The organism is Novosphingobium sp. ST904, assembly GCF_001298105.1.
In the GTDB taxonomy this organism is placed as follows: Bacteria; Pseudomonadota; Alphaproteobacteria; order Sphingomonadales; family Sphingomonadaceae; genus Novosphingobium.
Window position 1 is genome coordinate 37,527 of sequence record NZ_LGJH01000127.1, and the last position, 13,656, is coordinate 51,182.

The window sequence follows — 13,656 nt, forward strand, 5'->3', positions numbered from 1 at the left end:
ACCCATGAGGGGTCGTCAAACGAAATTTTATTGCGCTGCCGCGCTGGCCGCGATCGTCGCCGGCACCGCGCACGCACAGGAAGCACCGGCCGGCGAAGGCGCCGCCGCTGACATCGTCGTGACCGGCACGCGCATCAAGCGTCCGGACCTCGAAAGCAACAGCCCGCAGACCGTCGTCGGTTCGGACGAGTTCCGTTACCAGGGCGCCACGACCGTCGAGCAGGTGCTGAACCGCCTGCCGCAGTTCACCGCCGACGCTAACGAGAACGTCTCGAACGGCTCTGACGGTACGTCGAAGATCAACTTGCGCAACCTCGGTTCGCAGCGCGTGCTCGTCCTGATCGACGGCCAGCGCATGCTGCCGCAGCAGGCCGTCAATCTCAACTTCGTGCCGAGCAGCCTGGTCGACCGCGTCGACGTGCTGTCGGGCGGCGCCTCGGCGGTCTACGGTTCGGACGCACTTTCCGGCGTCGTCAACTTCGTGCTCAAGAAGGACCTCGACGGCGTGCGCATCGACGCGCAGGCCGGCTTCGCGCAGCACACCAACAACAACGGCGCGGTTCGCGACATCGTTAGCGGTCGTGGCTACGATCTCGCGCCGAAGTCGGTGATCGACGGCGGCAAGCAGGACATCACGATCTCGGCCGGCAAGAACTTTGCCGACGGTCGGGGCAACATCACCGTCTACGGCGGCTATCGCAGCTTCAGCCCGGTCCGCCAGTCCAGCCGCGACATTTCGTCCTGCGCGCTCGAACAGATCGATCAGGCCGGCACCGGGCTCTATTGCGGCGGCTCCAGCAACACGCCTTATGGCACGATCACGCCGCAGGCCCAGGGCAATCCCTATCTCAACAAGGCGCAGGTCAACAATCCGGACGGTTCGCAGACCTTCCTGCCTTACGGAGACGGCAGCGCCTACGCCTACAACTACGCGCCGGACAACTACTTCCAGCGCTCTGACGAACGCATCACGGCGGGCGGCTTCGCGCACTTCGAAGTGAGCAAGGCGGTAGAGGTCTACGGCAGCTTCATGTACATGCGGGACCATACGTTCTCGCAGGTCGCGCCCTCGGGCATCTGGGCCGGTCGCACGTTCGACATTTCCTGCAACAACCCGCTGGCGAGCGACAGCCAGCTCCAGGTGATCTGCGGCAGCGCCGCCGGAACCAACACGACGGCCCCGGCATTCGTGGCCTATCGCATGACCACCTCACCCCGCCGGGACGACCTGACGTACAACGATTATCGTTACAGCGCGGGTGTTCGCGGCGATATCGGCGGCGGTTTCAGCTACGATGTCAGCTACCTCTATTCGCTGGTGAAGTATCGTGAGAGCTATCTCAACGACGTTGACCAGAACAAGGCGGCAGACGCGCTGAACGTCGTGAACGTCAACGGCGTTCCCACCTGCCGGTCGGTCATCACCGGCACCAACCCGAACTGCGTCCCGATCAACGTGTTCCAGGCCTATGGCGTCACTGCCGATCAGGCCGAGACGCTGTTCTCGACCAGCAACACGTCTTCGCGCAATTCGCAGCGTGTATTCTCCGCCACGCTGAGCGGCGATCTTGGCGAGCAGGGTATCACCGTGCCCTGGGCCAATCGCGGCGTCGGTATAGCTCTGGGCGCCGAACAGCGCCGCGAGACGCTGAACTTCTACGCCGACGAAATGGCGCAGCAGGGCGGTGCGACCAATTCCGACGGCATCATCAACGTGAAGGAAGCCTACGGCGAAATCGAAGTCCCGCTGATCGAGGACAAGCCGTTCTTCCGCTCGCTGACGATCAATGGCGGCATCCGCTACTCGGCCTATGACAACAAGCAGAATTCGACGGGCTTCAAGTCCAGCTTCAACGTCGTCACCTACAAGGGCGAACTGAGCTGGCAGCCGGTCGACGACGTTCGCCTGCGCGGCAGCTACAACCGCGCGATCCGCGCACCGAACATCACCGAACTGTTCGCTTCGCAGTCCGTCGGGAATGTCAGCGGTACAGATCCTTGCGCCGGTGATACGCCTTCGGCTACGTTGGAAGCCTGCCAACTCAGCGGCGTAACGCCTTCGCAATACGGCTTCATCGCCGAATGCCCGGCCGACCAGTGCTCGTCTCTGGGCGGCGGCAACCGCGACCTCAAGCCGGAAACGGCGGACACCTGGACGGCCGGCTTCGTGCTGACGCCCAAGGCGCTGCGCAATTTCTCGCTCTCGGTCGACTATTACACGATCAAGGTGAAGGACTACATCGGCCAGATCGCACCTTCGCTGATCATCAGCCAGTGCATCCAGACCGGCGATCCCTACTACTGCAGCCTCTTCCGCCGTAACCCGACCTCGGGCGTGATCTTCGGACAGAACAGCGGCTACATCGTCTCGACCACGCTCAATACCGGCTCGCTCAAGACCTCCGGCATCGACGTGAACTCCGATTACACGTTCAACGTCGGCAATGCCGGACGCATGAACCTGAGCATGGTCGGCACCTACCTGATCAACCAGATCGCCGAGCCGCTTCCGGGCGCGGGCACTTACGACTGCAAGGGCATGTTCGGCTACACCTGCGGCCAGCCCAATCCGGAATGGCGCCACGTTGCGCGCATGACCTGGATGGCTCCGGGCGATTTCACGGCCTCGCTGTCCTGGCGCTATATCGGCGGCACGAAGCTGTCGAGCCTGTCGGACAATCCGTTCCTGACCGGCACGCCCAGCGTGGTGAACCGCAAGATCGATGCCTATAACTACTTCGATCTGTCGCTGACCCAGGTGATCGACAAGCAGTTCACCCTGCGTGCGGGCGTGAACAACCTGTTCGACAAGGATCCGCCGGTTCTCGCCGCAGGCCTGCTCCAGAGCTTCGGCAACGGCAATACCTATCCGGGTGTCTACGACGCGCTGGGCCGCACGATCTTCGTCGGCTTCACCGCCAACTTCTGATCCAGGAGGGACGGCGACTCCTCCTGTCCCTGGGGTCGCAGTCATCAGGAAGGCCCGTCCGGTCGAAAGACCGGGCGGGCCTTCTGGCGTGCGGGGTCAGATCGCGGCGGCAGGGTCTAAGGAGATGCCGTTGCGGACCACGAGGCGTTCCGTTGGCGGAGCGGCCACGGCGGCCGCGGCATTGGGCGCCCGGATCGCGACGAAATCGGCCCGCGCGCCGGGAAGCAGCCCATGGCCCTCGCGGCCGATAGCGGCGGCGGCTTCCGTCGTGGCCATGGCCAGCGCGATTTCCAGATGTGCGTCCGTGTGGAAGCCCGAACGGTAGCCGATCAGCATCGCCCGCTGCAGCATGTCGCCATTTCCGTAAGGCCACCAGGCATCGCGAATATTGTCGTTTCCGGCAAAAACGCGCACCCCTGCCGCGCGCAGGCGCAGGATCGGCGGAAACGCCCGGTCTCCCGGCGCATTGGTCATGATCGCAACGCCGGCATCGGCAAGGGCGCGGGCGGTACTGTCGACCACGTCGTCCGGAACATCGCCCAGCGCATAGGCGTGGCTGATCACGACCCGGCCGGCCATGCCCAATGCCCGCGTTCGTTCGGCGATGCGCAGGATCTGCCGGATGCCGCCTTCACCCGCTTCGTGGAGATGGATGTCGATCCTGGCTCCGCGTCTTTCGGCGATTCCGAAGACCACGCCGAGATGCCCTTCGGAATCGCGTCCATGCCGAGCGGGTCGATCCCGCCGATCACTTCGGCCCCCTCCCGGATCGCGGCGTCGAGCACTTCGGCGGTGCCGGGGCAGGTGAGGATGCCCGCCTGCGGAAAGGCCACCAGTTCGATATCCATGCGGCCGCGCCATTTCTCCCGCGCGGCCATCACCGCGTGGAGATGAGATAGGCCGGTGGTGGCATCCACGTCCACATGGCTGCGCATCGCCACGGTGCCGAGGCTGGCGGCCTGGCCGATCAGCACGTCGGCCCGCACCGTCACCGGCCGGACATCGGCAAGCATGGCCTTCTCCACCGCGAGCCGCTCCCGCAGGCTGGCGGCTGGGCGGTGGGGCTGCCATGTCTCACCGAAGAAGCTCTTGTCGAGGTGGATATGGCCATCGACGAAGCCCGGCACCACAAGGCGCCCTTCAAGGTCGATGGTTTCGGCGGCACGTTCGCCCGGCAGGCGAGGGCTGATCTCGATGAACCGTCCGCCCGAAACCGCAAGGTCAGCGGCGCTGCCGTCAGGCAGCAGGGCATTTGGTGAAAAGGCGCTCCATCATTGCGCGGCCTGCGCGTTCCATGCTGCGACCTTGGTTTTCGTCTGCACCAGCATGCCGTCAAGAGCGGCCCGGTCATAGACTTTGCCGTCCATCACCACGGCATGGATCGCGCGCGTCGCGGCAATGTCCTTGAGCGGATCGCGATCGAGCAGGACGAGGTCGGCGGCCATTCTCGGCTTTATGGCGCCGTAGCGATCCAGCTGGCCAAACCAGGCGGGGCCGGCCCGCGTCGCCGCCGAAAGCGCCTGAGCCGGGGTCAGGCCTTCGGCCACGAACAGCCCGAGTTCATCATGCAGGCCCTGTCCGGGATAATTGAAGGAGTTGAGAAATCCGGCATCCGTTCCGGCGATGATCGTCACACCTGCCTTTTCCAGCAGCGGGAGAATGGCGGCCATGCGGTTGAAATGCTCGTGCCGCGCGGCGATACCCGCAGCATCGGCCTGCGCCGCGCGCTGGACGCGCCATTCGTAGGTCTTGCGCAGCTTCGGGCCGATGTAGGCGAGGTAGGGATCGTCTGCGTGATCGTCGCTGTCGAGCCAGGCGATCACGCGGCTTCCGTTGAGGGTGGGCGTGACGAACACGCCCTTTGCGGCGAAGTCGCGATAGGCGGCCATGGCGGTGGCGGTATCGAACCCGCTGTCCAGCATGCGGTTCGCTTCGGTACGGTCAATCCGGCCCGCGGCGAAATCCGCGGCGATGCGGGCTTCGTCCTTGACGCCGGCCTTGTATGCATAGTCGAGATGCTCGATCGAACTGATGCCCGCATCCACCGCCTGGCCGACCGTCAGCGCCATGGGTATGTGCCCCGAGGAACGCAGCCCTCGCGCCTTTGCCTGCGAGACGGCGTAAAGGAACAACTGCGGATCGAGCGTGCTGTCTGTGATCTTGACGAAATCGACCTTGTCGCGCTGTTGCAGCCGGGTAAGCGCGGCGTCGACATCGGCCTTGCTGCCGACTTCGATGGTGCCTTTCCAGATCGGAGCGATGCCTTCGATCTTGGCGCCGGAAGTCAGCAGGCGCGGACCGAACAGGTCGCCGCTCGCGATTTCACCGCGCCAGGCCAGGACCTGATCGGGCAGGTCGCCCGAACAGTCGCGTATCGTGGTGATCCCGTTGGCGACATAGAGGGGCAGGAGAGCCTTGTTCTCCTCGACCAGTTCGGGCCCTCCGCCGAAGTGGACGTGCATGTCCCAGAGCCCGGGAATGAGGAAGCGGTCTTTCCCCTCCACCACGTTCTGCGCCTGCCACTGGCGTGCGATTTCCCTGTCCTTGCCCACGGCAACGATTTCTTGCCCGCGCAGGACGACTGCCTGCTCCTTCTCCGCAGCGGCGTGCTCGACATCGATCACGGTGACGTGCCGGATGATGACGTCCCCCTGGCTGACCGCTGCTATCGCCGGGGAGGTGGTGGCCATCAGCGCAGCGACCAGCGGGGCAAGACACTTCATCGAACAACTCCTTTGTGACGCATTGCAATCTACAAATCGGGCGTGATATTCACAAATTAGATGTTGGAATGAATATTATCCATTTCAGGAATGACGCTTGCTCGACCCACGCCTTCTTCGCAGTTTCGTTGCCATTGCCGATGCCGGGCACTTCACGCAGGCGGCCGAACGGCTGGGGATGACGCAGTCCACGATCAGCCAGCAACTTGGACGCCTGGAGGATGCGGCCGGCCATCCCCTGATCGACAGGCATTCCCGGCCAGTGCGCCTGACCGTGATGGGAGAAAGGCTGATCGGCCATGCCCGCCGCATTCTCCAGCTCGACGAGGAAGCGCAGACCCTGCTGCGCGATCCGGCAGGAACGGCCGCGATCTCGATCGGGCTGCCGGAAGATCTGGCTTCGCCTGCGATGACCGAAGCCTTCTCCAGTTTCGCGGGACACAGCAGTCGCACGCGGATCGATGTCACCACCGGTCTTAGCCGCGATCTTGCCGCGCGCTACCGTCAGGGTGAGTTCGATGTCGTCATCGTCAAGGAGGCCCGGGCATCGGCAGATTGCCGTGGCAGCTTCCCGGAGCCGCTGGGCTGGTTCCGCGCCATCGATGATGCGGGCGAAGATGCCGGCCCTTTACCCCTCGTGGCTTTCCCGGCGGGCGGCCTCTACCGGGAGGCGATGTTCGAGCAGCTCGAGGCGGAGGGCCGCCGCTGGTATGTCGCCTTTTCCGGCAGCAGCCTGCAAAGCGTGCTTGCCGCCGTTTCCGCCGGGCTGGGCGTGTCGCTGCTGCGCTTGCGGTAACGCGCGGAAGCCGGCTGCGGCAGGATGAAAGGTTCGGCGGCGTCGCGCCGATGGTCGTCTCGCTTTATGCGCGCGAGGATCAGGGGCCCGTGGCCGGACTGACCGAGCGCATGATCGCGGTGCTGGCGGCGCGTTAGCCCACTTGCCTGAGGCGGTTGCGGCCTTCGTTCTTGGCCTGATAAAGCGCCCTGTCGGCTTCCGCGAGCAGGCCCTCGCGGTCCATGCCCGCGACATGGTTCGTAAGGCCGATGCTCACCGTTACCCGCTGGAGATCGAGCGGCGCCCAGTCCAGCTGCTCCACACTCCGGCGGACGCGTTCGGCCACGGCGAATGCCATTTCCGTGCTTGTCGCGGGAAGGATGACGACGAATTCCTCTCCCCCGACCCGGCCGACGAAATCCGACCCGCGCAAGGTAACGGCGCACGTCTGCGCCACACGGCGAAGCACCTGATCGCCAACGGCATGGCCGAGACGGTCGTTGATCTGCTTGAAGCGATCTATGTCCAGCGAGGCGACGGCGAGCGGCGTGCCGTGCGCTGCGGCCTGATCCACTGCGGCGTCCAGTACGATCATCGCCTTTCGCCGGTTGGCGATGCCCGTGAGCGGATCGGTTTCGGCAAGCTGCATGGCCTGATCGGCCATGGCTTCGGCACGGGTACGGGCATGGGTGAGTTCCATCGCCGCAAGCACGCGATTGGTCACGTCCTGGAAGATACCGAAGATGGCGACGGGCTTGCCGTCATCCCGCAGTTCCACTTCGCTGCAACTGTAGACGTAGCGGATGGCGCCATCGGCACGGACGATGCGCGCCTCGAAATCGACCGGCTGCAGAGTGTCCAGTGAGCGCGTGAGCGCGTTATCGACGAGCACGCGGTCTTCGGGATGATAGAACTCTATCGCATTGTCGAGCGAAGGCGGACGCTCCGGAGGGAGGCCGTGAATGCGATAGACCTCGCTTGACCAGAACAGCCGGCGTTCCAGCAGTTCCAGTCGCCAATGCCCCACTTTGGCGATGCTTTCGGACATTTCCAGCCAGCGCTTGCCGCGTTCCACCTCGCTGAAGCTGCGGTCCCGCGTATTGACGAGCGCGGCCAGCGGCAGGGCGGAAGCGAGCAGCGTGAACAGGTAGAACTGAAAGAACAGCACTTCAGCCGGATGGCTGGCGTGCATCAGGCTGATCGGGCCATGTTCCTGCCAGATAGCCACCGAACCGATCGCTGCGATCATCAGCGTGCTGCAGGTCGCTCCGGTCGGACCGATGAAGTATGTCGCCATGAGGACACTCAGCAGCGGCAGGAACAGCAGCGGATAAGTGGACTGCGCAAAGACCACCGCAGAAGTGACGCCGACGAGCAGGAGCACCGTGGCCGTGCGCGTGGCATCGCGAATGCTCATGCCGGATCGCGGCTGGCCGTCCCCCCGCATGAAATTCATGATGAGCGGCACCACGATCATGATGCCGAGGCTGACGGTCATCAGCCAGGAAATGAACATGTGGCCGAAACCGTCGCCGATGAGCAGACTGGCTATCGTCGCGCTGACGGTGGCCGCAATGAGGGCGGCGCAGCAGAAACGCATAACGGCGGCGATGCGGAACAGCGAGCCGTCCTGTTTCTCGATCCCGTTCATGATCTTGAACGCGATGATCGCTTCGATCACGTTGGCGAAAGTGAAGCCGGCGGCGAGCACGGAATTTCCCTGAGGCGTGAAATTGGCCGCAAAGCTGGCCATGGCGATCGCAAGCACGATCCAGCGTCTCTCGCCCGGTGCGGCCAGCAAAAGCCCTGCAACGCCGACCCCGCTGGACGGCCACACTGTGGCGATCCCGTCCACGCCTTTGGTAAGATGCAAGGCCGCCGCGGCCATGGCAAAGTAAAGAATGCCGATCCCCGCCGCCAGCGGGATCGTCCGACCAAGTTTCCTGCTACCCACGGAAGCGAGGATAGACGCGGGTCCGGATATTTTCGACTCGATATTGACGAGGCTCGAAAAAATATCGCGTTTCCGATCGGCCCAGTCTGTGCGGCGCGGCGGTTCTGCCTGTCTGCGGCATCATATGATCAGCAGAATGATGCCGATAAGGATCGACCACAAGGCCGCCGTAGCGCCAAGGATAAACATGACATCGAGTCTGCGGGCATTGCCCGAAGTGCGGTCCACATTGGTCATGGCTGGCTGCTCCATAACTGCTGCCTGCAACAACCCCACGGATAATTAACTGCAATCTCTCGTTATTGTTCCCCGAACGCATCGATGCGGGCTCATTTGGCCCGTCAGCCCCGACCCGGTACCCGGATCGGGGCTTCGCGAAGCTTACCAGGTATAGGCGATCGTGCCCTGGACCGTGCGACGGTTGCCGTACCAGCACCAGCTATAGTCGGAGAAGCAGCTCGTCAGGTACTTCTTGTCGAAGATGTTGGTGGCGTTGAGGCCCAGCGTCAGACCGGCGAGCCTGGGGCTGACCTTGGCCAGATTGTAGCGGATCAGGCCGTCGAACACCGTATAGGCGGGGGTGTAGATCGAGACGTTGTCATCGTCGCTGCCGGCATAGACGTGATCGCCATGCCGCACCGCGCCGCCGATCGAGAAGCCTTCGAGCGAGCCGGACTTGGGAGCCCAGGCGAGGTTGGCCGAAATGCCGCCCTTGCCGACCGTGGCGAGACCCTTGCCGATCTTGTCGGCGTCCACGTCCTTGAGCGTCTTGACGCTCTGCGTGCTGAAGGCGACGCGGAAGTCGAAGTCATAGGGCAGCGAACCGCTGGCCTCCACCTCGACGCCGCGCGAACGCACTTCGCCGGACTGGAAGGCGGCGTACGTCAGCGGGTTGTAGACCACCACGTTGGTCTGGTTGATCTGGAACCAGGCGCCGGTCAGCAGGATGGCGGTGCCGGGAACCTGGTACTTGGCGCCAGCCTCGATCTGCTTGCCGAGCGAGGGCTTGGCAAGTCCGCCCGTTTCCAGCACCGCGGATTGCGGCTCGAACGAGGTCGAGTAGGTTACGTAAGGCGCAACGCCGAATTCCGTTTTGTAGAGAGCGGCAGCGCGCCAGGTGAACTTTTTGTTGTGCTGGACGGAGCCGCCTTGTTCGAGGCGCGCCCAGTCCTGGCGGCCGCTCAGCGTGACATCGAGATCGCCGAGCGAGATGCGATCCTGCGCATAGATGCCCTGCTGGCGCTGTCGCGTCGCGGTATAGCCGACATCGCCGCCCGGCACGTCATAGGCGGTGTGCGGCGTGTCCATCGTGCCGTAGACGGGGTTGTACACGTCGATCGGAGTTGCCGAACCGAAGGCAAAGAGTTCGTTCGAATGTGCGACCTGACGGTCGACCCCCAAGAGCACGCTGTGCTTGAGCGGACCTGTTTCGAAATGGCCGGTCAGCTGGTTGTCCATCGTCCAGCTGTTGAGGTGTTCCTTGGTCGCATAGGACGCGCGGTTGTAAACCGTGCTGCCAGCCGCCACCGGGGTGCCGGATGTGTAGACGATGCCCAGGCTGCTCTTGACGTACTGGTAGCGGCCAGAGGAGCGGAATGCCCAGTCTCCACCGAAGTCATGGCGCAGGATATAGGTTCCTGCGGCCTGCTCGCGCTTGAAGAAGTCGCCCGGCTCGCCGCCGTAGAACTTGGTCGAGATCTGGCCTTCGGGGCCATTGAACAAGGTGCCCACAGCGGGGAACACGCTGTAGTTGCCATTGAACGGATCGTGCGAATAGGCTGCCAGCAGCGTGAGGCTGGTCGCGCTGTTCGCGCCGAGCGTCACCGCGCCGGAAACCGTCTGGCGGCGGCGCTTGCCGTAGCGCTGCTGGGCGTCGGCGCCGTTGACGCTACCGTAGACGCGCCAGAGCACGTCTTCGCCGGCCTTGCCGCCGACATCGCCGTCGAGGCGATAGCTGTTGTAATTGCCGTAAGTGCCGGAAACGGCGCCGTAGAAGTCACGATCGATCGGCAGCTTGCTCTGCTCGGCCACGAAACCGCCCGGGCTTGAGGAGCCGTAGAGCGCGGATGCCGGGCCCTTGACCACTTCAATGCGGTCGAGACGGGACATGTCCACCTGCGGGACCGCATAGCCGCTGGCGCTGCCGAACAGCTTGAGGCCATCGAGGTAGGTCGGCGCATCGAATCCGCGCAGCTTGAACTGGTCATAGACCTCGGCCGAAGACCCGCGTGTTTCCGGGGTTACGCCCGCCACGTAACGTAGGCTCTGGTTGAGGTTCTGGATGCCGAGTTCGGCGATCGTCGCGGCATCGATCACCGAGATCGACTGGGGCGTCTCGGCGATGGGCGTATCGCTCTTGGTCCCGGAAGAGGCGACCGTCGAAGAGCGGTCGCCCTTTACCACGATCGTATCGTCGGCATCCGCGGCATGGGCCAGCGAGGGGAGACTGGAGATCGCCATCATGCCAGTGGCCACTCCCACGAGAAGCCGGCTGCGGGCCGTCGTTCGGAACATTGGTTATGCCTTTCGAGAATACGTCGCGATCGCGCCACTAGTGATACTGCGAATTGATCGCAATATTCCTCGAAGGTTTCCTGTCGGCATCGCAATCGTTTCCCATCCCCTGTCACTTGTTGGCAACAGCAGGCGTGCGGGCACGACTCGGGGGCCGCTCCGGCGGCAGGCGAGTTTTCGTTTTGAAACAGTCGCCGCTGCCTTCAGCAGCAGCGTCCGCCGTTCTTTCCGCCGTAACGGGCTTCCTGCCGGTTTCGGAAGAACGTCGTGTGGTCCATGACCGGAAGCTCGGGGTGATGCGCCTGCATATGGCGGCAATAATCCTCGTAATCCGGCACGCCTACCATGAGTCGCGCGGTGCGGCGCAGGGTGTCTGCCAGCGCTTTCATGCTGCTACGGGCTCCGACGGGATCTCGCTCACTGTCGGCACTGCGCTCCGGCGCGCGGCGATGCAGGTGCGCAAGGTGAAGACCATCAGCGACATCACGACCGCGAGGAACACCGCGACCAGAGCGGCGTCCACCCGGTCGTTGAAGACGATGCGCTGCATCTGCTCCACGGTCTTCGCAGGAGCCAGCACGGTGCCGTTTTCCAGCGCTTCGGAGAATTTGGAGGCATGTGCCAGGAAACCCACGGCGGGATCGGACGAGAACAGCTTGAGCCATCCGGCCGAAAGCGTGCAGACCAGCAACCATGCCATCGGCAGCAGCGTGACCCAGGCAAACCGGTCACGTTTCATGCGGAACAGCACAGCCGTCGCCAGCATGAGCGCGATCGCCGCGAGCATCTGGTTCGAGATGCCGAAGACCGGCCAGAGCGTGTTCACGCCGCCCAGCGGGTCCGTCACCCCCTGGTAAAGGAAGAAACCCCAGGCCGCCACGCACAGGCCGGTAGCGACGAGGCCGGGAACGTGGCTTTTGCGGTCGTTGAGGCCGGGTACGGCAAGCGCCATCAGGTCCTGCAGCATGAAGCGCCCGGCGCGCGTTCCGGCGTCCACGGCGGTGAGGATGAACAGCGCCTCGAACAGGATCGCAAAGTGATACCAGAAGGCTTTCATCGCGGGGCCCCCCACGACGTGCGAGAAGATTTCGGCCATTGCCACGGCAAGCGTCGGCGCACCGCCGGCGCGGGATATGATGGTGTGTTCGCCGACCTCGCTGGCAGTCCGTGAGATGGTGTCGGGCGAGATGGGGAAGCCCATCGCGGTCACGGCATGGGCGGCGCTTGCCGCGTCCGTTCCGATCAGCGCGGCGGGGCTGTTCATGGTGAAGTAGATGCCCGGATCGAGGATCGAGGCCCCGACGAGCGCCATGATCGCCACGAAGGCTTCCATCAGCATTGCGCCATAGCCGATGAGCGGGGCATCCGCCTCGCTGGCGATCAGCTTGGGCGTGGTGCCGCTGGCGATCAGCGCGTGGAACCCGGACACGGCCCCGCAGGCGATGGTGATGAACAGGAACGGAAACAGCCCGCCCGAGAAGACCGGGCCGCCACCGGCCGCGAAAGCGGTGAGGGCGGGCATCCTGAGCGGCGGCGCCATGATGACGATGCCGATTGCAAGCGCAGCGATGGCGCGATCTTGAGGAAGGTCGAAAGATAGTCTCGCGGCGCGAGGAGCAACCATACCGGCAGCACCGATGCCACCGCGCCGTAGCTTATCAGTATCCAGCAAAGCTGTACCGGCGTGAACGTGAACAGCGGTCCCCACACCGGAGACTGGGCCACCGCCTGCCCGTAGACGATCGCAGCCAGCAGGCCCAGCAGGCCGAGGATCGAGACTTCACCGATCCGCCCGGGGCGAATCCACCGGGTATAGGCGCCCATCAGCATGGCGAGGGGTACCGTTGCCGCAACCGTGAACATGCCCCAGGGGCTTTCCGCCAGCGCCTTGACGACGATGAGCGCGAGCACGGCCAGGATGATGACCATGATCATGAAAGCGCCGAACAGGGCGATGGTCCCCGCCCACTGCCCCATTTCCATGCGGATCAGTTCGCCGAGCGAGCGTCCGTCGCGTCGCATCGATATGAACAGGACCATGAAGTCCTGAACCGCCCCTGCCAGTACGACGCCGCCGATGATCCAGAGCGTTCCGGGAAGATAGCCCATCTGCGCCGCCAGTACCGGGCCCACCAGCGGCCCGGCGCCGGCGATGGCCGCGAAGTGATGGCCGAACAGCACGGTTCGGTCGGTTGCCACATAGTCAAGCCCGTCGGCCCGGCGGATCGCGGGCGTTGGCCGGGCAGGGTCAAGTTTCATGACGTGGCGGGCAATGAACAGGGAATAGTAGCGATAGGCGACGAGGAAGCAGCATACGGCGGCCATCACGATCCACAGCGCATTCACGGTTTCGCCGCGGGACAGCGCGACGACGGCCAGGGCAATGACGCCGGCAAGCCCGGTCAGAAGCCATGTGAGGTGCCGCGTCATGCCATTCTCTCCTGCCGTGCGTTCTGCCTGTAACGACACGTTCTTTCCCGCCGGGAACCGGCACGGCCTTCGCTGCACGATTATGTTCGCGATGTGAAGCCCGGCTTTCCTGTTCGCCTGCCCGTGGCAACACTTCGCAATGGCACTTGACAAGGAACCCGTTTTCCATTTGTTAGCGCTATCAAAGAAAGTAATCGGGAGTAGGGAGGGATATGTCGAATCCCGTGATATCATGCCGCTGATGCCGTCTGACTGGGCGCAGGGAACGTTCGTGGGCCGCGCGGACTTTGGGGAGGGGCCTAGCCCGATCCTGGTGCTGCGCGGCGAACTG

Annotated in this window: 10 protein-coding genes and 1 pseudogene; 4 read left to right on the forward strand and 7 right to left on the reverse strand. The window is 64.0% G+C overall.

Annotated elements, in window-relative coordinates; translation table 11 throughout:
- Positions 1-4: 4 nt before the first annotated feature.
- Positions 5-2,929 carry a TonB-dependent receptor domain-containing protein gene (locus tag ADT71_RS07465; protein WP_054436010.1) on the forward strand — a complete coding sequence of 975 codons (2,925 nt, stop codon included), beginning with the start codon at positions 5-7 and terminating at the stop codon, positions 2,927-2,929.
- 96 nt (positions 2,930-3,025) lie between these two features.
- Here the strand turns inward: ADT71_RS07465 and ADT71_RS33185 are convergent, their stop codons facing one another.
- Complete coding sequence (locus tag ADT71_RS33185) at positions 3,026-3,589, reverse strand: amidohydrolase family protein (RefSeq protein ID WP_231635695.1); 564 nt, start codon at positions 3,587-3,589, stop codon at positions 3,026-3,028.
- Entirely contained in the window at positions 3,490-4,056 is a 567-nt protein-coding gene (locus ADT71_RS33190; RefSeq protein WP_231635690.1) for a hypothetical protein, read from the reverse strand. Before ADT71_RS33190 ends, ADT71_RS33185 begins: the two co-directional genes overlap by 100 nt.
- On the opposite strand from ADT71_RS33190, the gene ADT71_RS33195 reads away from it, so the two are divergent.
- A complete protein-coding gene (locus ADT71_RS33195) occupies positions 4,033-4,188 on the forward strand; it encodes a hypothetical protein (protein ID WP_231635691.1) in 156 nt (51 codons plus the stop codon). The two genes, ADT71_RS33190 and ADT71_RS33195, sit on opposite strands and share 24 nt — an antisense overlap.
- A 12-nt stretch (positions 4,189-4,200) precedes the next feature.
- On the opposite strand, the gene ADT71_RS07475 is transcribed toward ADT71_RS33195, so the two are convergent.
- Positions 4,201-5,652 carry an amidohydrolase family protein gene (locus tag ADT71_RS07475; RefSeq protein ID WP_054436011.1) on the reverse strand — a complete coding sequence of 484 codons (1,452 nt, stop codon included), beginning with the start codon at positions 5,650-5,652 and terminating at the stop codon, positions 4,201-4,203.
- A gap of 97 nt (positions 5,653-5,749) precedes the next feature.
- Here ADT71_RS07475 and ADT71_RS07480 point away from each other — a divergent pair, with 97 nt between their 5' ends.
- Complete coding sequence (locus ADT71_RS07480) at positions 5,750-6,448, forward strand: LysR family transcriptional regulator (protein ID WP_231635692.1); 699 nt, start codon at positions 5,750-5,752, stop codon at positions 6,446-6,448.
- Between the two features lie 133 nt (positions 6,449-6,581).
- Here the strand turns inward: ADT71_RS07480 and ADT71_RS07485 are convergent, their stop codons facing one another.
- The 4 genes and pseudogenes from ADT71_RS07485 to ADT71_RS07500 form a co-directional block, all read right to left on the reverse strand.
- Positions 6,582-8,381, reverse strand: a complete 1,800-nt coding sequence (locus ADT71_RS07485) for a sensor domain-containing diguanylate cyclase (protein WP_132469238.1) — start codon at positions 8,379-8,381, stop codon at positions 6,582-6,584.
- Positions 8,382-8,762: 381 nt separating this feature from the next.
- Positions 8,763-10,895 (reverse strand): TonB-dependent siderophore receptor, encoded by a 2,133-nt coding sequence (locus ADT71_RS07490; protein WP_054436013.1) that lies wholly within the window; start codon positions 10,893-10,895, stop codon positions 8,763-8,765.
- 203 nt (positions 10,896-11,098) lie between these two features.
- The gene (locus tag ADT71_RS07495) at positions 11,099-11,284 is read right to left on the reverse strand and encodes a YbdD/YjiX family protein (RefSeq protein WP_054436014.1); all 186 of its coding nucleotides are present in this window, start codon (positions 11,282-11,284) and stop codon (positions 11,099-11,101) included.
- Positions 11,281-13,325 (reverse strand): annotated as a pseudogene (locus ADT71_RS07500) (carbon starvation CstA family protein). The gene ADT71_RS07495 and the pseudogene ADT71_RS07500 overlap by 4 nt, the downstream one beginning before the upstream one ends.
- Before the next feature lie 139 nt (positions 13,326-13,464).
- On the opposite strand from ADT71_RS07500, the gene ADT71_RS33200 reads away from it, so the two are divergent.
- A partial coding sequence (locus tag ADT71_RS33200; RefSeq protein ID WP_231635693.1) for a hypothetical protein occupies positions 13,465-13,656 on the forward strand: 192 nt, incomplete at its 3' end.